Below are 25,170 nucleotides of genomic sequence, written 5' to 3'. Positions count from 1 at the left end.
ACTCAGTCGAAGCCGGCGTCGTCTTCAGGGTGGCGCGGCTCGGCCAGCCGGTTCGGGTGCGTCTTGCGCCATACCGGTGAGCCGCCCATGAAGGTCGCCCGCGAGAGGGTGTTCGAGGCGACCGAGGACACCAGCAGCAGCGAGACGAACGCGACGAGGGCCATCAGCAGGCGCATGAGGCTGAAGCCGTCCTGCCACAGCGTGTAGATGTAGGCGGCGGCCAGGATGAGCGGCATGCCGAGGCCGGTGGCCGGTGAGAAAACACTGATGCGGGCCAGGGCGTCCTTGGCACGGAACATCGCGATGACGGAGAAGAACATGAGCAGGCTGCCGGTGATCCCGAAGATCCCGACGAACACGGCGGCCAGGGTGTCCGGGATCATCGGTGCCCCCTTGTCTGGATGCGGGCCAGCGCCACCGTGGCGAGGATGCCGAGCAGCGAGGACAGGAAGATGACGTCGAGGATGATCGACAGGTTCACGAGCATCGCGATGCAGGTGAGGATACCGATGGCTGCGAAGTACACGAGGTCGCCGATGATGGCTCGCGAACCCATATCGATAGCGGTGAGCGCACGCACCAGTCCGATGACGATGCTGGCAGCCAGCAGGGCGATGCAGATCCAGATGACGACGGTCATCGCACATCACCCGACTTCGTGCCCTCGCGGATGTCACCGGGTGCGCGCCCGCGGGTGACCTTGAGCAGTCGGCTCTCCATGTCGCGCAGCCCTTCGAGTGCTTCGTCCTCGCTGTCGGCGAAGAGGACGTGGACGAACAGGGTCGGCGGGCGGCGCTCGTCCCCGGCGCCGACGGCGACGACGAGGGTGCCCGGAGTGATGGTGATCGACGAGGCCATGAGGGTGACCTCGACATCGGTCACGCAGCGCAGCGGCAGTTCGACGATCATCGGGTGGCCGTAGCCGCCGGACTGGAAGATGTGGGTGATGACCTCGACGCTGCCGGCGACGACTTCCTTGAGGATCCACGCGGAGTATCCGACCGCGCTGATGGGATTAAACATGTCCGAGCACCGCCTCCAGGTAGGGGGTGATGTTGAGCAGGCTCTCGGCGGCGTGCTGTGTGAACGGGATGACGAGCTGGGCGCCGAAGAACAGGAACACCGAGACGGCGATCATGATCGCGCCGGGCATGAGCAACCGGTTCGGGATGCGCACATCGTCGGTCAGCTCCGTGGCTGGGGCGCGTCCGGTCTGCTTGGAGTCCGGGTGGTAGGTCGTCATGTCCTTGCCCCAGAACGTGTTCGACCACATCCGCTGCAGGGCCATGAGCCCGATGATCGAGCCGATGACGATCGCGGCGATGATGATCCAGGAGCCGGGCCGGTCTGCCGATGCCGAGGCGAGGATCAGCCCGACCTTGCCCCACAGGCCCGAGGTGGGTGGCAGGCCGATGATGCTGAAGAGCCCGAGCACCATGAGCACCGTGGCGAACTTCTCCCGCCGGGCCAGGCCCGAGAGCTTCTTGAACGCGCCGGTGCCGTAGGTCTGCTCAACGGCGCCGAGCACGAGCAGCAGCCCGGCCATCGTGATGATGTGGTGGATGAGGTAGTACATGCCCGCCGACAGTGCCGCGGCGGTCATGAGGGCGACACCGATGAGGATGTGGCCGACGCCGTTGGACATCGTGAACGCCAGCACGTTGCGGGCCCGGTGCTCGCCGAACGCGGAGATCACCGAGAGCAGGATCGTGAGGACGACAAGCGCGACGAGCACCCACGCCCACGGGGCCGGCTGGCCGAAGACTGCGGTGTAGACACGGTAGACGGCGTAGAGGCCGACTTTCGTGTGCAGGGCGGAGAACAGCGCCATCATGCCCGCCGAGGTGTTCGGATACGAGCGGATGAGCCAGCCGTGCATGGGAGCCGCGCCGGCCTTGCCGAGAAAGGCCACGAGCAGGAAGCCGACCGCCAGCGACAGCTGCGGGCTGACATGGCCGATCGCTGCGATGCCGGCGATGTTGACAGTGCCTGCAGCACCGTAGACGAAGCCGACGCCGATGACGAGGATCGTCGAGATGAGCAGGTTGACGATGACGAACATCCGCCCCACACCCAGGCGCCGCCAGGTGCCGGTCACGGCGATGAGCGCGTAGGACGGCAGCACCATGACCTCGATGAAGACGAAGAGGTTGAACAGATCGCCGGTGAGGAAGGCACCGTAGACGCCGGAGAGCATCATGAGCACCAGCGAGGGCACGAACCGGTACTGGTCCTCACCGGTGGTGATGAGGAACAGGCAGCACACGAACGCCGCCAGCGAGGTGACGGTGAGCATGAGCGCGGTGAACGTGTCGGACACGAACGGAATCGCCAGGCCGTCTTCGTATCCGCCGACCGAGTGGGCGATGACCGGCACCTGCTGGTGGTAGACGAGCAGCACGATGCCGAAGACGAAGACGAAGACCGGAACGGCGAGCAGCAGGGCGCGTTCGAAGACGCGCGAGCGGATGATGACGGTCATCGCCGAGGCGAACAGCGGCACGGCGATGATGAGGAGCAGAAGAGCGGGATTCACTGCTGGTGGGCCTCCCCTGTCTCCGGTGTGCGGTACTGGTCGTCATCGTGTCCGAGCACGGCCATCGCGAGCATGAAGATCGTCACCGCAAGGGTGATGACGATGGCGGTGAGCACGAAGGCCTGCGGCAGCGGATCGGCTGCGACCGCGATGTCGGTGCGGTCGGCCAGCGGCTCACCGCGCCAGGCGGGCACGCCGGAGGCCAGCAGCGCGAAATTCGCGGCATGGGAGATGAGCGTGAGACCGAAGACGGCACGCACCATGGAGCGCTGCAGCAGCAGGTACACCCCGCCTGCGGTGAGAACGCCGACTGTGACTGCCAGGATCATTCTCCACGCTCCTTCATCTGGGTTCCTGATCCGATGTGCCTCGATGATGTCGACAATCGGGTGTGGTCGCTGTCTTCTCTGAAGTAGTCCTCGGCTGTGGGCGGTTCGCCTCGCATGTTCTCCATCGGGCCGGCGAGCTCACCGTGGACCATCTCGTCGGTGCGTTCTCGGGTGCGCTCGTGATCGACGACGTCGCGGTGCATCTCACCGAGGTAGAGGACATCGTCACCGGCCGGGGTGAAGGCCGAGTCCGAGGTGCCGAGCAGGTTGAACGACACGAGGATGAGTCCGACGACCGCCATGTAGACGCCGACGTCGAAGATGAGCGAGGTCGAGAAGTGCTCGCCGAGGATGTAGCCGTGGATCGGCTCGAGGAACGACCCGGCGAAGATGAGTCCGACGATGCCGGTGAGCAGGGCGACGAGCACGCCGCCGCCGATGAGGAACAGCGGGGCGCGCGGCGGTCCGATCGCCCGGTCCTTCGACGTCGACATGTACAGCAGTCCGACGATCGCCGAGCCGACGAGCGCTGCGATGAAGCCGCCGCCGGGCTCGTTGTGCCCGCGCCAGAAGATGAGCGCCGAGGTGATCGCCAGGATCGGGCCGACGAGGCGGATCATGAGCTGCATGGCCACGACGTTCGGCCATGCCAGGGACACGGCACGGTGGGCCATGGAGCCGCGCGGACGCAGCACGATCCACGGCCGGCGCGGCATCTCGGGAACCTCGGAGGCCGGCGGGTCGATGTACTTGTCGCGCACCGTCGACATGACGGCGACGATGGCGATGCCGGCCATGCCGAGCACGGTGAGTTCGCCGAGGGTGTCGAGTGCACGGAACTCGACGAGGATGACGTTGACGATGTTGTTGCCCCCGGAGATCTCCGGGGCCTCATTCAGGTACCACATCGCGATGTCGGAGCGTTCGCGCCGGCCGGCCATCGCCCATGTCATGCCGCCGACGCCGATGCCGGCGAGGATGGCGAGCACACCGCGGCGGATCTGCATGCGCTTGGGGTACTTCCAGAAGGTGCGCGGCAGCTTCTGCAGCACGAGCATGATGACGATGATCGTCATCGCCTCGACGAGCAGCTGGGTGAGTGTGACGTCGGGTGCGCCGATTGCCATGATCTGGATGGTCGCGAGGATGCCGACGGCCGACAGCGCGACGGTGGCGGTCATGCGGGAGCGGGAGAAGCACACGGCGATGACGGAGAACCCGATGAGTCCCAGCAGCACGAAGTCGATCGGGCGCGACAGGTTCGCCTGAGCGGCCGGCAGCTCGTGGCCGGCCAGCACAGTGGCCAAGCCGCCGATCGAGACAACTGTCATGAACCCGATGAGTGCTGCGGTATGCGGGGCGCCGCGCTCATCGCCGATGAGACGGGTGGCCCGGGCGCCGAGCCGGCCGAGGAACCGGGTGATGAGGTCGATGACATCGGCGCCGTTGAACGGCAGGGTTGCGGCGGTGAAGAACTCCCAGGCGCGCTGGCGGATGAGGATGATGACGGTGCCGGCGACGATGATGAGGGCGGAGGCGATGAGCTCGGGGCTGATGCCATGCCATAGGGCCAGGTGCGGGTGCGGGTCGGTGCCCGGCAGCGCTGCCGCAGCGGCCGGGACGACGAGCTTCTCCAGTGTCGGCAGCATGAACGCCAGCGGCACGGACGCAAGGATCGGCAGGGCCGCGAAGGTGAGCATCACCTTGTCCTCGTGGCCGAGCTTCTCGACCGGCACCTCGGGCCCGTCGACGAAGCTGCCGAAGACGATCTTGGCGCAGTAGGCGAACGTCAGCACCGAGGCGGCAGCACCGGCGATGAGGGCGAGCCAGCCGAGCGCGGCAGCACCCGGAGTCTCACGCAGCGCCATGAACACCGTCTCCTTCGACGCGAAGCCCAGCAGCGGCGGGATGCCGGCCATCGAGGCAGTGCCGATGACGGTGACGGCGAACGAGATCGGGGCCACCCGAAACAGCTGTGGAATACGGCCGAACATGCGGGTGTGGCCCATGTGGTCGACGACGCCGACCATCATGAACAGCCCGGACTTGAACAGCGCGTGGGCGATGACGTGGAAGACAGCCGCGGCCAGGGCCAGTTCGCTGCCGACGCCGATTGCAGCGACGATGAGGCCCAGCTGGCTGACCGTCGAGTAGGCCATGAGCTTCTTCAGGTCCGCCTGGTTGAGGGCGAACCAGCCGCCGAGTGCCGTGGTGATGAGGCCAGCGGTGATGAGCAGGCCGTTCCAGGCCGGGGTGGTGTGGAAGGCCGGGCTGAAGCGGATGAGCAGGAAGATGCCGGCTTTGACGACGGCCGCGGCGTGCAGGTACGCGCTGACGGGGGTAGCGGCGGCCATCGCATCGGGCAGCCAGGTGTGGAACGGAAACTGTGCGGATTTCGTCATCGCTGCGATCGCCACGAGCAGTGCCACTGCCGTGGTGGCAGCCGGGTTGGCTGCCCAGAACGGGTCGGTCAGGGCGGTGAAGATGTTCGTGGTGCCGGTGAAGGCGATGATGAACCCGACGGCGACAAGCAGCAGCACACCGCCGATGAAGGTGATGAGCAGTGTGCGGAACGACGGCGCTTCCCCGGAAGAGCCGGACCGGGCGATGAGCATGAAGGACGCCAGGGACGTCAGCTCCCAGGCGATGAACAGGACGACGAGGTCGTTGGTCAGCACAAGAGCGACCATCGAGAAGGTGAAGGCGACCATCAGCCAGTAGAAGCTGAGGTTGCGGCCCTTATCGAGATAGTGTGTCGAGTAGAAGAGCACGGCCGCGCCGATGAGCAGCGCAATGTGGGTGAAGACCACGCCGATGCCGTCGATGCGGAAGGCGAGCTCGACGTTGAAGGCCGGCATCCACGGCAGCGCCCATTCCGGTGTGTCACCGGCGAGAACTGCCTGGGTGGCCGGGATGAAGGCGATGGCGGCTGCGACGTAGGCGGCACCGATGAGCCAGCCGGAGGCCCGGCCGAAGAGAGCGGTGATGACCGGGGTCAGAGCGACAAGACCGGCCAGCAGGGCCAGGGTCACAAGTCCTGTCATGGATGTTCCACCCGTCCACCCGTGATGGCGCTCTCAGGTTGAAGAGCTCGGAATGCGGCTGCTGGCACGGGTGCGGGAGTCGCTTGGAACATACGCAACATAATATCGACACTGAACGAAGCTGGCCAAAACGCTGAGAACCTGTGATGACCCTGCAACTGACCGCAGATCACCGGTAGCCGTGTCCTAGGCTGGTGGCGATGCGACTCTTCTTCGATGCCCGGTTCACCCGCATGACCCATCATGACGGGATCTCCCGGTACGGCGCCTCCCTGCTCACCTCCCTGCTCGAGCTCACCTCAGGCACCGACGTCGAGGTCACCGCGATCATCCACGACGACCGGCAGCTGGCTATGCTGCCCGAGGTCGAGTCGGTGAAGCTGAATTCTCCGCTGTCGCCTGCGGAACTGTGGATCGGCACGAAGCTCAACCGGCTCGGCGCCGATGTCGTCTTCTCCCCCATGCAGGTGATGGGCTCCTGGCCGCGTGACTACAAGCTCATCCTCACGATCCACGATCTCATCTACTACTCGCACCCGCTGCCGCCGCGTGACCTGCCGGCCCCGGTGCGGGGGCTGTGGCGGCTGTATCACAAGGCGCATTGGCCGCAGCGGCTGTTGCTCGACCGTGCTGACGCGGTCGCTGCGGTCTCGGAGACGACCGCCCGGCTGCTGGCCGAGCATGACTTCACCAGCCGCCCGATCACCGTCATCCGCAATGCCGCCACCCCGCCGGCCGAGCTGCCGCAGCGCAGCAGTGGCCATGATGCGCGCACGCTCGTCTACATGGGTTCGTTCCTGCCGTATAAGAACGTCGACACGCTCGTCCAGTCGCTGCACTGGCTGCCGGGCTGGACGCTGCACCTGGCCAGTGGGATCACCCCGCAGATCGAGGCGCGGCTGCGCAGCCTCACCCCGGACTGCGCTCGGGTGGTCTTCCACCGCGGGATCAGCGATGCGGACTATCAGCAGCTGCTCGACCGGGCGACCGCGCTCGTCATGCCGTCCTTCGATGAGGGCTTCGGTCTGCCGGTCGTCGAGGCGATGAGCCGCGGAGTTCCTGTCGCCCTGTCAGACATTCCGGTCTTTCATGAGCTCGCCGACGGGGTCGCGGAGTTCTTCGACCCGCACGATCCCGAGGCGATGGCCGCTGCCGTGCTCCGGTTCGCCGATGCGAAACGCTGGCAGGACGCCGCCCAGGCAGGACGCAGGCAGGCAGAGACGTTCAGCTGGGAGCGCTCAGCCCAGCAGCTGCTCGATCTCGCCCACCGGTTGATGAACGATAAGCACGCAGTCCAGGCCTGACACCGGCCGGCTGAGCCGGTCGGCACGCCTCAGGCTGGGGTGTCGGTGGCGCTCATCCCCCAGCTGCGAAGCACCCACGCATCCCGGCGCGGGGTGAGCACGCCGTAGGCGCAGTTGCCGAGCACGCCGAGGCTGCCGCTGCCGGCGCCCATGCCGAGGAGTTCCTCGGCAGCCCCGCGCAGCACGGCACCGTGGGCGACGATGGCGATCGCTCCGTCGACCTCGCCGATCTCTGCGACGAGGGATCGGATCGCCTGCACGACGCGGCTGGCTGATTCGCTGCGGCTCTCGCCCCCGGGTGGGCGCATGTCCTGGCCGCCGAGCCAGGCAGCGAGTTGCTCGGGCCAGATCTCGCTGATCTCCTGGCGGGTCTTGGCCTGCCAGTCGCCGACGTTGAGTTCGCGCAGCAGCGGGTTCTCCTTGACCTCGACGCCGAGGGCTTCGGCGATCGCATCAGCGGTCTCGCGGGCACGGGAGAGATCGGAGGAGACGATCGTGCGGATGTCGTGGCCGGCCAGCTCAGCGGCGACGGCTGCCGCCTGCTCAAGGCCGCGGGCGTTGAGCGGGATGTCGGCGTGGCCCTGGAAGCGGCCCTCGCGGTTGTAGTCGGTCTCGCCGTGGCGGACGAAGTACAGCGCCTGGACCATCAGGCCTGCTCCCCTGCCGCCGGCTCATCAGCCGCTGCCTCGTCGGTGTCTGCGTCGATGTCGAGTTGGATAACCGGGCAGTCCTTCCACAGGCTCTCAAGTGCGTAGAACTGCCGGTCCTCGGCGGTGAAGACGTGGACGACGACATCGCCGAAGTCGATGAGCGACCAGCCGGAGGAGCCCTTGCCCTCGCGCCGGGTCGGCTTGGCGTCGTAGGTTGTGCGCAGCGCCTCTTCGACGGCGTCGATGACGGCTCCGGCCTGCCGCTCATTGGACACGGAGGCGATGAGGAAGATGTCGGTGAGGTAGAGCTGCTCGCTGACGTCGAGGGCGACGATGTCGGTGCCGAGCTTGTCGGCGGCGGCCTGCCCAGCAGTCCGGGCCAGTGCGATCGCGTGGTCGGTAGCCGTCACGCAGTTCCTTTCGTTGCGAGGAGACCTCAGAAGATGAGGATGAGGGCGAAGATGATGAGGATGAGTGCGGCGACTCCTGCGCCTCCCAGCACGATGAACGGCAGCTTCGACGGCTCGCCGTCGTAGAGGATGTCGCCGTCTTCGTGAGTGATCTGGCGCGCGCTCATCGGCGGGGCCGGCGGGCTGGCGAGTTCATCTCCCTCCCCGGCATCCGGGGCGTCCCACGATTCGACGGCGTCGCCTTCGACCTCCTTGTCGAGGTCCTCCTGCGGGATCGCGTCGATCGGGGTGGTCATCGGGCCGGAGGCGCGCAGCCGCAGTGCGTGGTCGTCGGGTTCGGCGCTGGGGTCGGTCTGGGTGCCGGCGGCCGTACCCGAGGCGGTGGGCGTCTGGGCGTCGTCGGCGCGCCGGGCCTCGTCGATCGCCGCTTGGGTGCGGGCGAGCTGGGTGGCGCCGGTGACGACGCGGATGCCCTCTGTCTGCGGGGGCTTGACGACCGGTGCGCGGCGCTGGCGTCGTGCTGTGAGGTCCGCATCTCCTGCCGTCGGCGGGGTCGTGCCGGCGACCGGGCGGGCATGCTCGGGCACCGGGGTTGCTGTGGCGGCCCGTTCGGGTGCTGCGGTCTGCTGGGCAGACGGCGTGGGCATCGGCCGGGCTGAGGGCAGCGGTGAGGCGGCTGGCTGGGTGGCAGCCGGCGGGGAGGCGACGACCGCATCGGGCCTGGCTTCTGGCGACATGCGCTGCGTGCCGATGTGCTCGACGGGCATCCCGCCGGATCCTTGACCCGGGGCCGCAGGGGTGCCTGGCTGGCTCGTGGCATAGGCACCGGGGCTCATGGTGTGCGGGCGCTCGTCTGCGACGTCGTCGCTGAGGTCGCCGGCGAGATTGCTCGCCGTGGCCTGCCGGGCCGGAGCCGAGGGGTACGGACGCTGGTCTGCGGCTGCGCTGCGCTCCTCGACCGGCGGGGCCGGTGGACGCGGAGTCATCGCCGCAGCCTGCTCGGTGTCATCGCTCGCTGCTGCCGGGTTGTCCTGTGCGGTCGGTCCGGTGCCGCCGGTGTTCTCACCGGTGCCGGCGGCGCTCTCACCGGTGCCGGCGGCGCTCTCACCGGTGGCGGCGTCGGCCGGTGCGGGCACGAGGCCATGCTCACGCAGGTAGCGGCGTCGTTCGGCGCGGGTGGCGAATGCCGGTAGGTCTGTTGCTGAGGGAGGCGGTGCGTGCTCGGGCTTTGGCGGTGAGGGCACCGGCTGTGAGGGTGAGGGTGTCGACTGGATTTCCTGCACCTGCGGCTGCGCAGCCGCGTGCTGCTGAACCGGCTGGCTCTGCTGCGGCTGCCGCCGCTGCCGTTCGGCTTCGCGCACCGGTGCCGAGGCGTCGTCGTAGCGGCGGCGGTTGGCTGCGGTCTGCGGGGGTGCTTCTTCGACCGGCCGGTCGGCTGCCAGCGGACCGCGCTCGTGGCGCACCGGCGGCACCTCGGCGGCGTCGAAGGACGGGATGGCTTGCTGCCCGGCTGCCGGCTGGGCGGCAGGCTCCTGGGTCTGCTGTACCGGCGTCGTGTCTGCCGGAGGCTGCCCGGGCTGTCCGCTGCTCTGCCGGGCTTCGAAAGCCTGCTCGGCGGCGCGCCGCTCTGCTTCGCGGCGCGCCTTGCGGGACATGAACTCGTCAGCCATCCTCACTCCTGTACAGCTCGTGCTTTGCGATGTACTGCACGACACCATCGGGCACCAGGTACCAGACCGGCAGGCCCCTCTCCACACGTGCCCGGCAGTCGGTCGAGGAGATCGCCAGGGCCGGGATCTGCAGTTGGCTCAGCTCATCGGTCGGGAGGCCATCGCCGTTGAGGTCGTGTCCTGGCCGGGTGACGCCGACGAAGTGAGCCAGCGAGAACAGCTCCTCGACGTCTTTCCACGTCAGGATCTGCTCGACCGCGTCGGCGCCGGTGATGAAGTACAGCTCGGTTTCTTCACCATACACCTCAGCAAGATCGCGCAGCGTGTCGATGGTGTACGTCTCCCCAGGCCGATCGATGTCGACCCGGGAGACGGTGAACCGCGGATTCGAGGCGGTCGCGATGACCGTCATGAGGTAACGGTGCTCAGCAGCGGTGACGTGCTGCTTCTGATACGGGATGCCGGTGGGTACGAACACGACCTCATCGAGGTCGAACGTGGCCGCCACCTCGCTGGCGGCGACCAGGTGACCGTTGTGAATGGGGTCGAAGGTGCCACCCATGACACCGACTCTGCGCGGACCTGATGACATGTCAGTGGCGGTGCGAGATGCCCTTCCACGACATCGTGACGAACATGAGGAACATCAGGATGCCGAATGCGATGAGGCCGAAGTAGATCGGGTCCATCGGCAGGTCGATCACGACATGGTGCTCAGGTGCTGCCTGGGCGAGCAGGATGGCGGTCTTCACTCAGTTTCTCCTTGTGTCAGATGGTGTCGGCTGACGCGCGGGCGCGACAGTCATCACCAGTTTCTCATGAAATGCAGGTCAGCGCGCACCCGGGGCGCGGCGTGGCTGACCGTCGGTTCAGGTGCGCAGCTGTCCGCTGCCGCGCATGATCCACTTGCTCGTCGTCAGGTGGGTCAGACCCATCGGCCCGCGCGCGTGCAGCTTCTGCGTCGAGATGCCGACCTCCGCTCCGAGGCCGAACTGCCCGCCGTCGGTGAACCGGGTTGAGACGTTGACGCCGACAGCGGCGGCATCGACGGCACCGACGAAGGCGTCGGCGTTGGAGATGTCGTTGGTGACGATGACCTCGGTGTGGCCGGAGGTGTAGGCGCGGATGTGCTCGATGGCCTCGTCCAGGCTGGAGACGAGCTTGACGGCGATCTCCAGGCCGAGGTACTCCTTGGCCCAGTCACGGCGCGAGACCCGCCGGACCTTGACGCCCTCAGGTGCGTGTTCACCAACATCGGAACCAGCGTGGATCGTCACGCCGTGGGCGTCGAGTTCGCCGAGGATCTTCGGCAGCACGCGCCGGGCGGCCTTCTCATGCACCAGTAGGGTCTCCAGGGCGTTGCACACGCTCGGCCGGTGGGTCTTGGAGTTGACGACCAGGTCGGTGGACTGCCGCGCCGTGGCCGAGGCGTCGAGGAACATGTGCACATTGCCGACCCCGGTCTCGATGACCGGCACGATCGACTCGTGAACAACGGTGGAGATGAGCTCGGCACCGCCGCGCGGAATGAGCAGGTCGACGAAGTCACGCGACTGCATGAGCACCTTCGCGCCGTCACGGCCGTACTCATCGATGCCGGCGACGGTCGCTGCCCGCAGACCCGTGCTCTCGACCGCTGTGCGCAGCAGTTCGATGAGCAGCGTATTGGAGGACTTGGCTGCCGAGCCGCCGCGCAGCACGACGGCGTTGCCGGCCTTGATCGCCAGGGCGGCGATGTCGACGGTGACGTTCGGGCGGGCTTCGTAGATCGCGCCGATGACGCCCATCGGCACGCGCTGTTCGGTCAGCTGGATGCCGTTGAGCAGGGTGCGCCCCTGGATGACGGTGCCGACCGGATCGTCGAGCGCGATGACATCGCGTACGGCACCGGCGATGTCGGCGATGCGCTCCTCGGTCAGCCGCAGCCGGTCGAGCAGTGCCTCAGCCGTGCCCTTCTTCTCCGCCATCTCCAGGTCCTCTGCGTTGGCCAGCAGAATGTCAGCGGTGTTCTCCTCCAGTGTCCGGGCGATCGCCTCGAGCGCGGCGTTCTTCACCGCAGTCGAGGTGGTGGCCAGCTCGGTGGAGGCATCCTTGGCGCTCTTGGCGATGCGGGTGACCGCGCGCACGGTCTTGGGATGGATCTCAGAAGTCGCAGTTTCCGTCATGGTCAGTGCTTTCTAGAAGACGGCGTCGGTGAGAACCAGGTCGTTGCGGTGGATGATCTCCTTGCGGTAGTCATCCCCGAAGCGCCGACCCAGTTCATCAGTGGACAGCCCGAACATGTCTGGGAGTTCGTGAGTGGCGAAATTCACCAGCCCACGCGCCACCAGCCTACCCTCAGAGTCGCGAACATCAACTGGATCTCCGGCTTCGAACTCCCCGTCGATGCCGGTGACCCCGGCTGCCAGCAGGGAGGTGCCGCGCCGCGAGATCGCGCGCACGGCGCCGTCGTCGATGCGGATGGAGCCGAGCGTCTGGGCCAGGTGCGCCAGCCACAGCAGGCGGGTCTGGCGGCGCCGGTGAGTGACGGCGAAGTAAGTGCCGATGTCCTCTCCGGCCAGTGCCCGGTAGACGTTGTCGGCTGCTGTCAGCACGGTCGGGATGCCGGAGTCGGCGGCCATCGTCGCCGCCTGCACCTTCGTCAGCATCCCGCCGGTGCCAGTGCCGGCCGCCCCGGTGCCGCCGATGCCGTAGGCGGCCAGTGCGTCCTGGTCCGGGACGAAGTCGACGCGGCGGGAGTCCGGGTCGCCCGGGGGTGCGGTGTACAGGGCGTCGACGTCGGAGAGCAGCACGAGCGCATCGGCGTGCGTCAGGTGGGCCACAAGCGCAGCGAGCCGGTCGTTGTCGCCGAAGCGGATCTCGTGGGTGGCCACAGCATCGTTCTCGTTGACGATCGGCATGACGCCCAGCGCCAGGAGGCGTTCGATGGCCCGCTGGGCGTTGCGGTACTGGGTGCGGCGGATGAGGTCATCGGCGGTCAGCAGCACCTGGCCGGGCACAACGGCGTGCTCGCGCAGCACGGTGGTGTAGGCGGCCATGAGCAGGCCCTGGCCGACGCCCGCGGCGGCCTGCTGGGTGGCGAGGTCCTTCGGCCGTTTGGGCAGCCCGGCCGGTTCGAGGCCGGCGGCGATCGCGCCGGAGGAGACCAGGATGACCTCGTGGCCGGCAGCCCGGTGCTGAGCCAGTGCGGTCGTCAGGGCGCGCAGATGGTCGCGGTTGAGGCCGCCTGCCACCGAGGTCAGCGACGAGGAGCCGATCTTGACGACGACGCGCTTGGCGCGGCGCACCGCCTCGCGGGTGGCCCCCAGGGTCACATCGCTCACCCCTGTTCTCCTTCCTCCCGCAGGGCCTTCTCGGCCAGCCGCTCGGCTTCGAACTCGGCGCGCGTGGCGGCCTTGGCGTCCATCCGCTCGTGGAAGGCGGCCTTGCGCTCCCGGCGGGTGGCGCGGCCGCTCTCTTCGAGCCGGGCGTCGCCGCCGCGCGGGGCGGCGAGCAGTTCGGCTCCGCCGACCATGGTCGGATCCCAGTCGAAGACCACCCCGTCATCGGGTCCGATGACGATCGTCTCACCGGGCTTGGCTCCGGCCCGGAACAGCTCATCTTCGACACCGAGGCGCTCGAGCCGGTCGGCAAGGTAGCCGACGGCTTCGTCGTTGCCGAAGTCGGTCTGGCGCACCCAGCGTTCGGGCTTGGCGCCGAGGATCCGGAAGACCGGACCGTCAGCGGAGCGCTCTTCGACGATCTGGAATCCGGTGTCGTCGACGGCGACCGGGCGGATGACGGTGCGCACCGGTTCCTTCGCTTCGGCGGCGCGGCGTTCGCGCTCGGCGGCGACGATGTCGGCCAGCGCGTACGACAGTTCCTTCAGTCCCTTGTGGGTGGCAGCCGAGACGTCGAAGACCCGGTAGCCGGCGGCCTCGACGTCCTCGCGGACAATGTCGGCCAGATCCTGTGCATCGGGCACATCGACCTTGTTGAAGGCCACGAGGGTGGGCCGTTCGGTCAGCGGCAGCAGGTCGCCTGCGGTGTTGTCGTCTCCGGGTGCCACGTCGACCTCGTAGGCGGCGAGTTCGGCTTCGATGGTCGCAAGGTCGCTGACCGGGTCGCGGTCGGTCTCCCAGGTGGCCATGTCGATGACGTGGACGAGGACTGCGCAGCGTTCGACGTGGCGGAGGAACTCGTGGCCGAGACCGCGGCCCTGTGCGGCTCCGGGGATGAGCCCGGGCACATCGGCGATCGTGTAGCGGGTGTCGCCGGCCTGCACGACGCCGAGGTTGGGCACGAGCGTGGTGAAGGGGTAGTCGGCGATCTTCGGCTTCGCTGCTGACAGAGCGGCGATGAGGCTGGACTTGCCGGCTGACGGGTAGCCGATGAGGGCGACGTCGGCGACGGTCTTGACTTCGAGGATGAGGTCGCGGGTCTCACCGGGTTCGCCGAGCAGGGCGAAGCCGGGTGCCTTGCGCTTCTTCGAGGCAAGGGCTGCGTTGCCGAGCCCGCCGCGGCCGCCGGCGGCGGCGATGAACCGGGTGCCCGGCTCGACAAGGTCGGCCAGCAGGGTGCCATCAGCGGCTTTCACGACCGTGCCGGAGGGCACGGCCAGAATGAGGTCCTCACCGTCGGCGCCATGCCGCAGGTCGCCTTTGCCGATCCCACCGCTGGGGGCGCTGCGATGCGGTGAGCGCTGGTACGGCAGCAGCGTGGTGGTCTGGTCGTCGACTTCGAGGATAACGTCGCCGCCGTTACCGCCGTTGGCGCCGTCGGGGCCGCCGAGGGGCTTGAACTTCTCACGCCGCACCGACGTGCAGCCGTTGCCGCCGTCGCCTGCGGAGACGTGCAGAGTCACACGGTCAATGAATTCGATGGCCATAGCGTCCTGTCATCCTGTGGTTGCCGACTAGCTGTGGTGCCTGGTCTGAGTGCTGGCACGACTGTGCTGTTGCCCGCTCAAGCCTAGCGGGCGCAGCGTCGCGGTGGGTGGTGCACCCGCGGGGCGAACGGAGCGGGAGATGCGCAAAGGGGTGAGTCCGTGCGGACTCACCCCTCCGTGCGCTCACCGTCGTGGTGAGCTGGCAGCTGGGCTGCCGGAATGTCTGTTATCAGCCGGCGACGATGTTGACGACCTTGCGGCCGCCCTTTGCGCCGAACTCAACGGTGCCTGCCGAGAGGGCGAACAGCGTGTCGTCGCCGCCCTTGCCGACATTGGCGCCCGGGTGGAAACGGGTGCCGCGCTGACGGACGAGGATCTCGCCGGCGTTGACGGTCTGGCCGCCGAAGCGCTTGACACCCAGTCGCTGGGCGTTTGAGTCGCGACCGTTCTTGGTCGAGCTCGCTCCCTTTTTCGTTGCCATAGTGTGTCTCCTAGAAAGAGCTGGGTGTGCTTACTTGATACCGGTGATCTTCAGGCGGGTGAGATCCTGGCGGTGACCGATCCGCTTCTTGTATCCAGTCTTGTTCTTGTACTTCTGGATGACGATCTTCGGTCCGCGGGTCTCGTCGACGACCTCGGCGGTCACGGTGATCTTGGCAAGCGAGTCAGAGTCGTGGGTGACGGTGTCGCCGTCGACGTGCAGAACTGCTTCGAGTTCGACGTTGTCGCCTGCTGCGGCCTTCATACGGTTGACGGTGATGATATCGCCGACGCTGACCTTCTCCTGATGGCCGCCGGCACGGACGATGGCATAGACCATGTGCGAACCCCTTCTTAGCATTCTGCGCGCCCAGCCGGATGCTGCGGCGACTTCCCTAAACGGCAATACTTCCTTGGTCCGTCTCCTTCTGCAGGCTGCGCGGCAACCGGCAGGAGGATCCGACCCATTGAGAGGAAGGATCGACCGTGGTGCTTTCTGCACCGACGCAACAGTCTAGCGCGCCTGGCCACCGGATTCAAAGCAGCCGGGCGGCCCTGTCACCGACGCCTCTCCCCTGGCAGCCGGCGCCGCACCGGCTCAGGCTGAGCTGTCGCGGTTCTCCTCGGCGATCCGCTCATGGTGGCGGATGACCTCGGCGACGATGAATGTGAGGAACTTCTCAGCGAATTCGGGATCGAGGTGGCTCTCCTCGGCCAGGGAGCGCAGCCGTTCGACCTGCCGGGCCTCACGTGCCGGGTCGGCGGGCGGCAAGTCGCTGCTGGCTTTGAGCCGGCCGACGGCTTCGGTGAGCTTGAACCGTTCGGCGAGGATGTGGATGAGCGCGGCGTCGACGTTGTCGATGCTGTTGCGCAGTCGCGTGAGCTCCGCAGGCGCCTCGGCGTGGGCGTCTGCCGGCACACCGGTCGCGCTGCCGGCTGACTGCGCATTCGCGGATTCGCTGGTCATCTGTCCTCCTCACGGGTGCGGGCGCTGGCAGCTGTCGAGCCGGTGGTCTGCCGTTCGCTGCCCGATGCGCCCTCTCCGGCATCGGCCTGGAGTTCGTCGGCGGCCGTCGAACCGGTGTCTGCGGCGAAGCCGGCGGCCGGCTCGGTGGCCTCCAGCCTAAGGCCGCCGGAGACCTGTTCGCTCAGCGTGTTCGCGATCTGGGCGAAGCCGGGATGCTGGTCGAGTTCCTCGATGAGGACCGCTTGGGCGTTCGCGTCCTGGAGCACCACCGACCAGTTCGGGTGGGACTCCCCCGCGCCCGGAATGTGCGGCGGGGCCTCCTGGCCGACGATATCCATGAGGGAGGCTCCGAGGTAGGCGGCGTTGAGCTGTCCGAGGTAGGTGTGCAGCCCGGCGACGACCGGCCAGGGTTCGTCGATCGTGCCGACCATCGTCTCGGTCGGGGCCAGCGCACCGAGTTCGGCGGCTTCCTTGAGCACCTCCTGGCGGGCAGTGCGGGCGTCGCTGGTGAGCTGGTGGACGTCGCCGTCGAGGGCCTTGTGCTTCTGCGCGGCCTCGATGTCGCCGAGGTTGATGTAGCTGGCCAGCGGTGTGTGGGTCGGCGGGGTGAGCACGGCGATCGTCTCAACCGGCGCGGTCCCGTCAGCGAAGCTGTGGCGCAGCTCGGGGTCCTCCCACACCGAGGTGGTTGAAAGGATGTCAAGGCCGAGGCGTTCGGATTCGAGGGCGAGCACCGCATCGATCGCCTCGCTCCCGAGGTCCACTTCGGCCCAGGCATCTTCCTCGGCGTCGGTGACGGCCCACCGCTGCCGGCCGAGGCTGGAGAAGCGCTCGATGCTGATCGCCCCGGCTCCGGCCGCGGCGGTGCGCAGCATGTCGCGCACCGCGGTGTAGCCGTCTGCGGCGAGCAGATGCGGATTCCACGGGCGCAGGGCGGCATCGCCGCTGGAGGCCGAGCCGTCGCGGCGTTCGATGCCGTCGAGGTACAGGCTCTGACCGCCGGAGTCGGCGTCCTCGCCGGGCAGGCCCGCCCACCAGTCTCCGCCCTCGGCGCTGATGCCCGGGGCGATGTCGGTGATGAGCCCGACCCGCATGCCGACCTGTGCGGCCACAGCCTTGACCTGGCGCAGCTGTTCGACGGCCAGGAACTGGGTCCACAGCCAGAACTCGACATCGGTGCGGTGCTCTTCGGAGAACTCCGCGGCTTTCCTGCTGTGCGGGTGCGGCATCTTCTCCCGCCACGCATCCGGGTTCCGCCCGGTGGCGTAGTGGGCGGCTGCCGCGCTCATGAGCGCCCAGCGTTTGAGCGACTCCGGGGCCTGCCGGCAGAAGTCGGCGAACAGCCGGCGCCGCGTCGGCGTCGGGGGCATGCTGTAGAGGATGCGCAGGGCGGCGAGCTTGTCGCCGAGCACCTTGGCGCGCGGGATCGGCTCGGCGGCAGCATTCGGCCGGCCCCAGCCGCGGCCGAGTGACTGGATCGCCTCGCGCTGGGCGGCGGGAACGTGGCCGATCTCCGGGACGTCTTCGATGCGCAGGTAGATCGGGTCGATCGCCACCCGGCTGGAGGGCACGTAGGGAGATGGGGTGCCCAGTGGGCTGGCCTTCGAGCTCTTGACGTTGGTCTCGCGGATCGGCAGTGCGTGGATGGGACCCAGTCGGATGAAGTCGGCACCGCGGTCGGCGGCGGCGATGACGAGGTCGCTGAGGTCGCCGAAGTCCCCGACTCCCCAGGAGCGGTGGGACCGGATCGCGTAGAGGTCAGCGCACAGGCCCCACATCCGCTCGCGGGCATCCCCGGCCTGCCCTGCACGGCTGCCGGGACCGGGTGTGGCGGCGGGGGCGACGATGAGCGGGCAGCGGTGCTCGGCGTCGCCGTCGGTGAGCACGAGGGTGTGGTAGCCGGTCGGCAGCCCTTCGGGCAGAACGGCGGTGCGGCACTGACGCAGCTGCGGTGTCCCGTCGACCATCACCGAGGTGGTCGCGGTCGCCTCGCCGATCAACTCGACCGGCAGCACGGCGCCGTCTTCGGTCTCGGTGACCAGCTGGTGGGGCGCTCCCTCGCGCACGTGGATCGGCACGCCTTCGGGTGCGCCTGCCCGCATCGTCACGCAGCGCGGCAGTCCCCGGCGCACCTCGTCATCGGCGAGCTGCTGCAGGCTGGCGGCGACGTCGTCGTCGGTGGTGGCGGCCACCCCGAGAGCTTCGAGCAGGCCGGTGAGCACCGCCTCGGGAACGGGGCGCTGGGTGCCGTCATCATCGCGGGTCACCGGGCTGATGCCGTAGCGGGCGGCGAGGTCGTACAGCGGAGTCATATGCGCCATGCCTTCAGATTAGTGGATAGACGTGAGCGCGGGAGGACAGGCTGGCTGTCCTCCCGCGCTCGGGGTCGGGCTCGGTTCCGGTCAGGTGCTCACCGGCGCCGAAGCGGTGGTCACTTCAGGCCCTGGTCCTGACGGATCTCCTCCAGGTGCGCCTCGTCCTCAGCACCGAGCTCGTAGAGCTTGCCGTGCTTGCGGTCGGCGAGGTACTGCTTCATCTCGCGCTTGACGACCGGCATGAGGATGTAGAGGCCGAGGATGTTGATGAAGGCACACATGAACAGTGCTGCGTCAGCGAAGGCGATGACCTTGCCGAACGAGGCGACCGAGCCGATGACGATGAACGCCATGAGGATGAGGCGGTAGACCAGGTCGGTGGACTTGCGGCGACCGAACAGGAAGTGCCAGGCCTTCTCGCCGTAGTACGCCCAGGTGATGAGGGTGGAGAAGGCGAAAAGCACAACCGCGACGGTCAGCAGGATCGGCCACCAGCCGGTGATGGTCGAGAACGCATCCGAAGCCAGGGTGACACCGTCGACCGAGCCGCCGGCAGCGGTGGTCTCGATGGCCTCGCTGTAGGACGGCTGGTTGGCGATGATGATCGTCAGGGCGGTCATGAGGCAGACGATGACGGTGTCGAGGAACGGCTCGAGCAGGGCGACGAAGCCCTCCGAGACCGGGCGGCGGGTCTTGACCGCCGAGTGGGCGATAGGTGCCGAGCCGATGCCGGCCTCGTTGGAGAAGGCCGAGCGCTGGAAGCCGACGATCATGACACCGACAACACCGCCGGCGACGCCCTCAGGGCTGAAGGCGCCGCTGATGATGATGCCGATGGCGGTCGGGACGAAGCCGATGTTGCCGAGGATGACGATGAGGCAGGAGACGACGTAGAAGATCGCCATGCCCGGAACGAGCTTGTCGGTGACCTTGCCGATCGACTTGATGCCGCCGATGATGACGAGGCCGACGAGCAGTGCGATGGCGATGCCGATGATGAGGCGGACCATGCCGTCGCCGAGCGGGCCGTCGGCACCGCCGGCGGAGTTCTGCATCTGCACGACGGTCTGGTTGGCCTGGAACATACCGCCGCCGGCGACGCCGAACAGCAGGATGGCGATGGCGAAGACGCCGGTCAGCGCCTTTGCGACCGGGCGGCTCAGGAACTTGAAGGCGATGGGCAGGTACTTGAACGGACCACCGTGGACAACGCCGTCCTGGTCGATCTCGCGGTACTTGACGCCCAGGGTGCACTCGACGAACTTCGTGGCCATGCCGAGGATACCGGCGACGACCATCCAGAACGCGGCACCCGGACCGCCCATGGCGATCGCGGCACCGACACCGGCGATGTTGCCCAGGCCCACGGTGCCCGAGACCGCCGAGGACAGCGCCTGGAAGTGGGTGACCTCACCCGGGTCGTCCTTGGAGGAGAACTTGCCGCGCACGACTTCGAGCGCGACGCCGAATCCGCGGAACTGGATGAAGCCGAAGTAGATGGTGAAGACGCAGGCTGCGATGATCAGCCAGGCGACGACGATCGGAAAGGACACTGCTCCGATTGAGACGGGGTAGAAGATGACTGTTTCGAAACGGTCGACGAACGGAGCAAGGATGCCGTCGACCTTTTCTTCGATGGACGCATTTGCCGCCAGAGGTAGGAGTGTGGCGGCGATCACAAAGGTGCTCATGAAGCTATAAGTTCCACTAAAACAAGGCTGACCGCAACTGCAGAAGTGCCGATGCGGCTTTCAGTTATCCAACTGTTATCTACCTCACCTCCGACAGTTGGCGAACCGCTGAAATGGCGCAAATCTGTGTTGTGAGCTCCTGTTGATCTCGCGTCTGCGCACCCCTGCGACGCCCGACTCACCCTGGAACGCCTGGTGAGAGCGCTGCAGGGCCTGTTGTCGCGGTGATGCGGCAACAGGCCCTGCGCATGCGTCGGAGACGCTGAGCTCAGTCGTCGGCGCCGATGATGAGGATCGGGGGCGCCTCGGCCTTCTTCTCCGACTGCGTGCTCTCCTGCTGCTCAGCGGCAGGCTGACGGGTCTCGGAGCTGTCCGTGCGCTCCGGCTGCGCAGCCGGGCGCGCCGGTGCTTCCTGAACCCGGGTCTCGGTCTCGGCACCGATCATGAGCGGTGCCGGGCCGCTGGTCTCGGCGGGCTGGCGCGGAGCGCGACGCGCCGGGGCCGGCTCTGACTCCGTTTCAGGCTGCTGGGGACTCTGAGCCTCGCCGTCGGCCTGCTGCTGGCCGGTGTCGTCGGACTTCTTCGAATGGCGGGAGCGGCTGCGCCGTGAGCTCTTGCCGCCCTGCTCGTCGCTGCCTGTGTCGCCGGAGGCACCGTCGTCCCGCTTGCCGCGGCCCTTGCGCCGTGAGCCAGTGTCCTCGTCGCCTGCGGAGCTGGAATCCTGGCCGGCTGCTGTCGACTCTGCTCTGTCGTCGTCATCGGCCTTCAGCGTTGCCTTGGCGATCGCAGCGACAGCTGAGCGTGAGGCAGACTGCTTCTCTTCCTCCTCGCGTGACTGCGCGTCCTTGTTCGAACGGCGGTTTTCCTGTCCGCGGCGCTTGCGCGACTTGTACTGGCCGCGCGAGGAGCCGTCGTCCTCGGTGCCCGGCAGAACGAGGCCGCGCCCGGAGAGGTCCTCACCGGCGGCAGCCAGCGATTCGGCCAGCCCGGTGCCGATGCGCTTGCGGGTCATCTGCACCAGGCCCAGGGAGGTCACCTCGGCGACCTGGTGGCGGGTCCGGTCGCGGCCGAGGCATTCGACAAGCCGACGGACGACGAGATCGCGGTTGGATTCGAGGACCATGTCGATGAAGTCGACGACGATGATGCCGCCGATGTCGCGCAGCCGCAGTTGGCGGATGACCTCTTCTGCTGCTTCGAGGTTGTTCTTCGTCACCGTCTCTTCGAGGTTGCCGCCGGAGCCGGTGAACTTCCCGGTGTTGACGTCGATGACGGTCATCGCCTCGGTGCGGTCGATGACCAGCGAACCACCGGAGGGCAGCATGACCTTGCGCTGCAGGGCCTTGTCGATCTGCTCGGACACACGATAGTGGTCGAAGATGTCTCCGTCCTCCTCGTAGCGGCTCAGCCGCTCGACCAGGTCGGGGGCGACGGCTTCGACGTATTCGTGGATCGTGTCCCAGGACTCGTCGCCGTCGACGACGAGGGCGCTGAAGTCCTCGTTGAAGACATCGCGGATGATCCGGACGATCATGTCCGGTTCCTTGTACAGCAGCTGCGGGGCAGTCGTCTTCGTCGATTTCGACTTCTTCTCGATCGACTCCCAGCGCTTCGACAGCCGCTCGATGTCGCGGCCGAGCTCGGTCTCCGAGGCGCCCTCGGCGGCGGTGCGGACGATGACGCCGGCGGATTCGGGCACCATCTGCTTGAGCAGCTTCTTCAGCCGCTGACGCTCGTTGTCCGGCAGCTTGCGGGAGATGCCGGTCATGTCGTTGCCGGGCACGTAGACGAGGAACCGGCCGGGCAGGGAGATCTGCGCAGTCAGGCGCGCGCCCTTGTGCCCGATCGGGTCCTTGGTCACCTGCACCAGCACGGAATCGCCGGGACTGAGCGCGAGCTCGATGCGGCGCGGCTTGCCGTCCATACCGAGGGCATCCCAGTTGACTTCACCGGCGTAGAGGACGGCGTTGCGGCCCTTGCCGATGTCGACGAAGGCAGCCTCCATGCTCGGGAGCACGTTCTGCACCTTGCCGAGGTAGACGTTGCCGATGAGCGAGGCCTGGGCCTTCGACTCGCTGAGGTAGTGCTCGACGGCGATGCCGTCTTCGGTGACGACGAGCTGGGTGCGGTCGTCGCGGTCGCGGACGAGCATGGTGCGCTCAACGGATTCGCGGCGTGCGAGGAACTCCGCTTCGGAGATCACCGGGCGGCGGCGACCTGCTTCGCGGCCCTCACGGCGGCGCTGGCGCTTGGCCTCCAGGCGGGTTGAGCCCTTGACGCCGGTGACTTCCGAGGCGCTGGTGCCGCTGCCGGAGCCGGAGCCCGACCGGCTGCGGCGACGGCGACGACGGCGCGAGCTGCTCGAGTCGTCGTCAGAGTCACCGGAATCGTCGCTGCGGTCCTGCTTCTGATCATCGCGGTCATTCTGGCTGCCGCGGCTGCCGGAGTCGGTACTGTCGTCGGACTTGCTGTGGTCGTCCTGGCTGGAGTCGCTGTCGTCGCCGCGCTGGCGGCGGCTGCCGCGGTTGTCGTTATCGGAACCGGAGTCGCCGTCGTTCTGACCGCCTCGGCCGCGGGAGCGCTTGCCCCGTCCTCCGCGCCGGCGGCGGCGCGGCTGGTCGTCATCGCTGTCGTCGTCACTGTCAGAGCGGTCATCACGATCGCTGTCATCCGTGTCGTCGTCATCATCATCGTCGTCGTCATCCGGGGTCCAGTCAGGATCGACCTGCTGACCGAGCTCTGCCTGCGGGGTCTGGAACAGCAGGCCACCGCCGGCCGGAACGCTCACCGGCTGCAGCGGCTCGTCATCCGTTTCCTCCCGCGCGGCATTGAACCCGAACGAGAACGGGTTGCGCACGTCAAGGGTGACGGCCTGCTGTGCTGGGGTGTCGTCATCATCGTCGTCGGAGTCGTCGTCATCGTCCTCGGTGGAGTCACCGACGTAGGATTCGAAGATCAGGCCGCGGTTGGCGACAGCCGAACGCGCTGACTTTGGAAGCCCGGAGCCCTTGCGGCGAGTGGCTGCAGGTGCTGTCTGCTCCTCGGCAGCATCGGATTCATCGGCGCTGTCGTCGTCATCGGCTGCGTCACTCTGACCGGCGCGCAGCGATTCGGCTTTTTCGGCTATTTCGTCGAGGACGGCGAGTGCGTCATCGCGTGAGCTGGCGTCGTCTTCGGTGCGCTTGGCTTCGGACTGCGCACGCAGGTTTTCGAGATCGGCGAGAATGCCCTCTGTCGGATTCTGCTGATCCTCGGGTTCATGATTCATCTGTATAGAGCTCCTTGCCCACCGCAGCCGGCACACCTTCCAGCTGCGCCATGGGCGATGGCGGTGCCCGTCTCGCGGCGTCGCAGCCGTGCCGGCGGGCAGAAAAACTGTGGGTACACATGGGCTCGCGCGAATTGCGTCAGCGCGGTGGCACGCATGTGCCGCTTCAGCTTTGACCTGCGGGAGTCAGACCTCCGCTCGGTGGAAGCGGGCAACTGGCCGGGTGTGTTCAGCCTGTCGCCATCATCATTATGTCACAGGCACAGTGTGCCGTCCTGCAGCGGCGCAGGTTCAACTGTGGGCAGATCAGCCTCGGCATCCGGGCACACTTGTCGCGGACCGAACCGACACGGCATGCTGTTGGGGTGAATACTCCTCCTGCCCAGACACGTCCTGCGGCGTCCTCCCCTGCTTCATCCCCTGCAGCCGGACTGGCTGCCGATGCATGGTTCCTGCGCCGGCTGCCCTTCGGGATCTTCCTCATCATCGGATCGGTCATCGGTCTGTGGATGTCGTTCCTGCTCTCGATCGACAAGCTGCGCAAGCTGGAGAATCCCGGCATCACACTGTCGTGCGATCTCAACCCGTTCTTCTCATGCGGGTCGGTCATGGAGTACCCGCAGGCACAGCTGCTGGGATTTCCCAATCAGTTCCTCGGCATCGTGGCCTTCGTCGTGCCGCTCATGTTTGGAGTGCTCGTCCTTGCCCGGGTCGAACTCCCCGGCTGGCTGTGGACGGGCCTGGCTGCCGGTCTCGGGGCGGGTGCGCTGCTGTGCATGTACCTCTTCTACACCTCGATCTTCGCCATCGGTGTCGGTTGCCCGTGGTGCATCGTGGTGTGGACGGTGACGATTCCGATGTTCTGCGTCGTGACCGGGTATGCGGCGCTGCGCGGTTTCTTCGGCGCCGGCGTGACGGCCAGTCCTTATGCCCGTGTGTTCGCCCAGCATGCGCTGCTCATCGGCGTGCTGTGGATGTGCATCGTCTACGGGCTCATCATCGTGAAGTTCTGGACGTTCTTCTCCGGGCTGCTCTGAAGCACTCGGCAACGACGTCGGGGCGGGATGCGCTGTGCGCGTCCCACCCCGAATCTGTCTGCGAAGCTGTCTGTCTCAGTCCTCTGGGAACCAGATGGCGATCTCGCGTGCAGCTGATTCCTCGGAGTCGGAACCGTGGACGAGGTTCTTCTGCACGTTGACGCCCCAGTCGCGGGCGAAGTCGCCGCGGATGGTGCCCGGTGCAGCGGTCGTCGGGTCGGTGGTTCCGGCCAGTGACCGGAATCCGGGGATGACGCCGTGGCCGGAGGCCACGAGTGCGACGAGCGGTCCTTCGGACATGAAGTCCACGAGAGGCTGGTAGAACGGCTTGCCCTCGTGTTCTTCGTAGTGGGCGGCGAGCTGCTCCGCGGTTGCGTGGACGAGCTCGAGCTTCTCGATGCTGTATCCCTTGGCTTCGATGCGTGCGATGATCTGGCCGATGAGGCCGCGCTGCACACCATCTGGCTTGACGAGCACGAGCGTGCGTTCGGTCACCAGGTTCTCCTTCGTCATCAGTCGACGTTCCGTGCGCCGAGCAGGGCAATGCGGTGCCAGTCTATTGCATCACCACCGGGCGCACCCGGCCGGTGAGAATCAGCTCA

23 protein-coding genes are annotated in these 25,170 nt (G+C 67.3%); 2 read left to right on the top strand and 21 right to left on the bottom strand.

The window, feature by feature from the left end:
- Nucleotides 1–2: 2 nt before the first annotated feature.
- The 6 genes from HLA91_RS06235 to HLA91_RS06210 are packed head-to-tail and all read right to left on the bottom strand — an operon-like array spanning nucleotide 3 to nucleotide 5,909.
- Nucleotides 3–383 carry a cation:proton antiporter gene (locus HLA91_RS06235; protein WP_170273991.1) on the bottom strand — a complete coding sequence of 127 codons (381 nt, stop codon included), beginning with the start codon at nucleotides 381–383 and terminating at the stop codon, nucleotides 3–5.
- On the bottom strand, nucleotides 380–640 hold the full coding sequence (locus HLA91_RS06230; RefSeq protein ID WP_170273990.1) for a transporter: 261 nt from the start codon (nucleotides 638–640) through the stop codon (nucleotides 380–382). The genes HLA91_RS06235 and HLA91_RS06230 overlap by 4 nt, the downstream gene beginning before the upstream one ends.
- The gene (locus HLA91_RS06225; protein ID WP_170273989.1) at nucleotides 637–1,023 is read right to left on the bottom strand and encodes a Na+/H+ antiporter subunit E; all 387 of its coding nucleotides are present in this window, start codon (nucleotides 1,021–1,023) and stop codon (nucleotides 637–639) included. The genes HLA91_RS06230 and HLA91_RS06225 overlap by 4 nt, the downstream gene beginning before the upstream one ends.
- Nucleotides 1,016–2,536, bottom strand: a complete 1,521-nt coding sequence (locus tag HLA91_RS06220) for a proton-conducting transporter transmembrane domain-containing protein (RefSeq protein ID WP_170273988.1) — start codon at nucleotides 2,534–2,536, stop codon at nucleotides 1,016–1,018. The genes HLA91_RS06225 and HLA91_RS06220 overlap by 8 nt, the downstream gene beginning before the upstream one ends.
- Nucleotides 2,533–2,865, bottom strand: a complete 333-nt coding sequence (locus HLA91_RS06215) for a sodium:proton antiporter (protein ID WP_165883080.1) — start codon at nucleotides 2,863–2,865, stop codon at nucleotides 2,533–2,535. The genes HLA91_RS06220 and HLA91_RS06215 overlap by 4 nt, the downstream gene beginning before the upstream one ends.
- On the bottom strand, nucleotides 2,862–5,909 hold the full coding sequence (locus HLA91_RS06210) for a DUF4040 family protein (RefSeq protein ID WP_170273987.1): 3,048 nt from the start codon (nucleotides 5,907–5,909) through the stop codon (nucleotides 2,862–2,864). Before HLA91_RS06210 ends, HLA91_RS06215 begins: the two co-directional genes overlap by 4 nt.
- A 200-nt stretch (nucleotides 5,910–6,109) precedes the next feature.
- Here HLA91_RS06210 and HLA91_RS06205 point away from each other — a divergent pair, with 200 nt between their 5' ends.
- Nucleotides 6,110–7,213 (top strand): glycosyltransferase family 4 protein, encoded by a 1,104-nt coding sequence (locus HLA91_RS06205; RefSeq protein ID WP_170273986.1) that lies wholly within the window; start codon nucleotides 6,110–6,112, stop codon nucleotides 7,211–7,213.
- A gap of 29 nt (nucleotides 7,214–7,242) precedes the next feature.
- Here the strand turns inward: HLA91_RS06205 and HLA91_RS06200 are convergent, their stop codons facing one another.
- The 14 genes from HLA91_RS06200 to HLA91_RS06135 form a co-directional block, all read right to left on the bottom strand.
- A complete protein-coding gene (locus HLA91_RS06200) occupies nucleotides 7,243–7,860 on the bottom strand; it encodes a histidine phosphatase family protein (RefSeq protein ID WP_170273985.1) in 618 nt (205 codons plus the stop codon).
- Nucleotides 7,860–8,273, bottom strand: a complete 414-nt coding sequence (rsfS, locus tag HLA91_RS06195) for a ribosome silencing factor (RefSeq protein WP_170273984.1) — start codon at nucleotides 8,271–8,273, stop codon at nucleotides 7,860–7,862. The genes HLA91_RS06200 and rsfS overlap by 1 nt, the downstream gene beginning before the upstream one ends.
- A gap of 26 nt (nucleotides 8,274–8,299) precedes the next feature.
- Nucleotides 8,300–9,943, bottom strand: a complete 1,644-nt coding sequence (locus HLA91_RS06190) for a hypothetical protein (protein ID WP_170273983.1) — start codon at nucleotides 9,941–9,943, stop codon at nucleotides 8,300–8,302.
- Nucleotides 9,936–10,535: a nicotinate-nucleotide adenylyltransferase gene (gene nadD, locus HLA91_RS06185; RefSeq protein ID WP_170273982.1), complete on the bottom strand. Its 600-nt coding sequence runs from the start codon at nucleotides 10,533–10,535 to the stop codon at nucleotides 9,936–9,938. Before nadD ends, HLA91_RS06190 begins: the two co-directional genes overlap by 8 nt.
- Before the next feature lies 1 nt (nucleotide 10,536).
- On the bottom strand, nucleotides 10,537–10,695 hold the full coding sequence (locus HLA91_RS06180) for a hypothetical protein (RefSeq protein WP_170273905.1): 159 nt from the start codon (nucleotides 10,693–10,695) through the stop codon (nucleotides 10,537–10,539).
- Between the two features lie 117 nt (nucleotides 10,696–10,812).
- Nucleotides 10,813–12,108: a glutamate-5-semialdehyde dehydrogenase gene (locus HLA91_RS06175; RefSeq protein ID WP_170273981.1), complete on the bottom strand. Its 1,296-nt coding sequence runs from the start codon at nucleotides 12,106–12,108 to the stop codon at nucleotides 10,813–10,815.
- Between the two features lie 12 nt (nucleotides 12,109–12,120).
- A complete protein-coding gene (gene proB, locus HLA91_RS06170; protein WP_170273980.1) occupies nucleotides 12,121–13,266 on the bottom strand; it encodes a glutamate 5-kinase in 1,146 nt (381 codons plus the stop codon).
- The gene (obgE, locus tag HLA91_RS06165) at nucleotides 13,263–14,810 is read right to left on the bottom strand and encodes a GTPase ObgE (RefSeq protein ID WP_170273979.1); all 1,548 of its coding nucleotides are present in this window, start codon (nucleotides 14,808–14,810) and stop codon (nucleotides 13,263–13,265) included. The genes proB and obgE overlap by 4 nt, the downstream gene beginning before the upstream one ends.
- A 229-nt stretch (nucleotides 14,811–15,039) precedes the next feature.
- Complete coding sequence (rpmA, locus tag HLA91_RS06160) at nucleotides 15,040–15,291, bottom strand: 50S ribosomal protein L27 (RefSeq protein WP_102159802.1); 252 nt, start codon at nucleotides 15,289–15,291, stop codon at nucleotides 15,040–15,042.
- A 30-nt stretch (nucleotides 15,292–15,321) separates the two neighbouring features.
- On the bottom strand, nucleotides 15,322–15,630 hold the full coding sequence (gene rplU, locus HLA91_RS06155) for a 50S ribosomal protein L21 (RefSeq protein WP_102159800.1): 309 nt from the start codon (nucleotides 15,628–15,630) through the stop codon (nucleotides 15,322–15,324).
- Nucleotides 15,631–15,888: 258 nt separating this feature from the next.
- Nucleotides 15,889–16,257, bottom strand: a complete 369-nt coding sequence (locus tag HLA91_RS06150) for a chorismate mutase (protein WP_102159798.1) — start codon at nucleotides 16,255–16,257, stop codon at nucleotides 15,889–15,891.
- A complete protein-coding gene (locus tag HLA91_RS06145) occupies nucleotides 16,254–18,578 on the bottom strand; it encodes a 4-alpha-glucanotransferase (protein ID WP_170273978.1) in 2,325 nt (774 codons plus the stop codon). Before HLA91_RS06145 ends, HLA91_RS06150 begins: the two co-directional genes overlap by 4 nt.
- Before the next feature lie 110 nt (nucleotides 18,579–18,688).
- On the bottom strand, nucleotides 18,689–20,263 hold the full coding sequence (locus tag HLA91_RS06140; protein ID WP_170273977.1) for an alanine/glycine:cation symporter family protein: 1,575 nt from the start codon (nucleotides 20,261–20,263) through the stop codon (nucleotides 18,689–18,691).
- Between the two features lie 268 nt (nucleotides 20,264–20,531).
- Complete coding sequence (locus HLA91_RS06135; protein ID WP_170273976.1) at nucleotides 20,532–23,531, bottom strand: Rne/Rng family ribonuclease; 3,000 nt, start codon at nucleotides 23,529–23,531, stop codon at nucleotides 20,532–20,534.
- A gap of 365 nt (nucleotides 23,532–23,896) precedes the next feature.
- Between HLA91_RS06135 and HLA91_RS06130 the strand changes: the two genes are divergently transcribed.
- The gene (locus tag HLA91_RS06130; RefSeq protein ID WP_259835427.1) at nucleotides 23,897–24,568 is read left to right on the top strand and encodes a vitamin K epoxide reductase family protein; all 672 of its coding nucleotides are present in this window, start codon (nucleotides 23,897–23,899) and stop codon (nucleotides 24,566–24,568) included.
- Between the two features lie 75 nt (nucleotides 24,569–24,643).
- On the opposite strand, the gene ndk is transcribed toward HLA91_RS06130, so the two are convergent.
- On the bottom strand, nucleotides 24,644–25,081 hold the full coding sequence (gene ndk / locus HLA91_RS06125) for a nucleoside-diphosphate kinase (protein WP_170273974.1): 438 nt from the start codon (nucleotides 25,079–25,081) through the stop codon (nucleotides 24,644–24,646).
- Nucleotides 25,082–25,170 lie beyond the last annotated feature (89 nt).

It is taken from the genome of Brevibacterium luteolum, from assembly GCF_013004595.1.
In the GTDB taxonomy this organism is placed as follows: Bacteria; Actinomycetota; Actinomycetes; order Actinomycetales; family Brevibacteriaceae; genus Brevibacterium; species Brevibacterium luteolum.
Note: the sequence above shows the minus strand (reverse complement) of the source record. Positions and strands in the feature narration are given on the sequence as shown.

What these genes read in the sequence shown, in the direction of transcription:
- HLA91_RS06215 (WP_165883080.1), bottom strand. Translation starts at nt 2,865, where the DNA reads ATGATCCTGGCAGTCACAGTCGGCGTTCTCACCGCAGGCGGGGTGTAC.
- HLA91_RS06235 (WP_170273991.1), bottom strand. Translation starts at nt 383, where the DNA reads ATGATCCCGGACACCCTGGCCGCCGTGTTCGTCGGGATCTTCGGGATC.
- HLA91_RS06140 (WP_170273977.1), bottom strand. Translation starts at nt 20,263, where the DNA reads ATGAGCACCTTTGTGATCGCCGCCACACTCCTACCTCTGGCGGCAAAT.
- HLA91_RS06210 (WP_170273987.1), bottom strand. Translation starts at nt 5,909, where the DNA reads ATGACAGGACTTGTGACCCTGGCCCTGCTGGCCGGTCTTGTCGCTCTG.
- HLA91_RS06190 (WP_170273983.1), bottom strand. Translation starts at nt 9,943, where the DNA reads ATGGCTGACGAGTTCATGTCCCGCAAGGCGCGCCGCGAAGCAGAGCGG.
- nadD (WP_170273982.1), bottom strand. Translation starts at nt 10,535, where the DNA reads ATGTCATCAGGTCCGCGCAGAGTCGGTGTCATGGGTGGCACCTTCGAC.
- HLA91_RS06175 (WP_170273981.1), bottom strand. Translation starts at nt 12,108, where the DNA reads ATGACGGAAACTGCGACTTCTGAGATCCATCCCAAGACCGTGCGCGCG.
- HLA91_RS06135 (WP_170273976.1), bottom strand. Translation starts at nt 23,531, where the DNA reads ATGAATCATGAACCCGAGGATCAGCAGAATCCGACAGAGGGCATTCTC.
- HLA91_RS06200 (WP_170273985.1), bottom strand. Translation starts at nt 7,860, where the DNA reads ATGGTCCAGGCGCTGTACTTCGTCCGCCACGGCGAGACCGACTACAAC.
- ndk (WP_170273974.1), bottom strand. Translation starts at nt 25,081, where the DNA reads ATGACGAAGGAGAACCTGGTGACCGAACGCACGCTCGTGCTCGTCAAG.
- HLA91_RS06205 (WP_170273986.1), top strand. Translation starts at nt 6,110, where the DNA reads ATGCGACTCTTCTTCGATGCCCGGTTCACCCGCATGACCCATCATGAC.
- rplU (WP_102159800.1), bottom strand. Translation starts at nt 15,630, where the DNA reads ATGGTCTATGCCATCGTCCGTGCCGGCGGCCATCAGGAGAAGGTCAGC.
- HLA91_RS06145 (WP_170273978.1), bottom strand. Translation starts at nt 18,578, where the DNA reads ATGGCGCATATGACTCCGCTGTACGACCTCGCCGCCCGCTACGGCATC.
- HLA91_RS06225 (WP_170273989.1), bottom strand. Translation starts at nt 1,023, where the DNA reads ATGTTTAATCCCATCAGCGCGGTCGGATACTCCGCGTGGATCCTCAAG.
- obgE (WP_170273979.1), bottom strand. Translation starts at nt 14,810, where the DNA reads ATGGCCATCGAATTCATTGACCGTGTGACTCTGCACGTCTCCGCAGGC.
- rpmA (WP_102159802.1), bottom strand. Translation starts at nt 15,291, where the DNA reads ATGGCAACGAAAAAGGGAGCGAGCTCGACCAAGAACGGTCGCGACTCA.
- HLA91_RS06150 (WP_102159798.1), bottom strand. Translation starts at nt 16,257, where the DNA reads ATGACCAGCGAATCCGCGAATGCGCAGTCAGCCGGCAGCGCGACCGGT.
- HLA91_RS06230 (WP_170273990.1), bottom strand. Translation starts at nt 640, where the DNA reads ATGACCGTCGTCATCTGGATCTGCATCGCCCTGCTGGCTGCCAGCATC.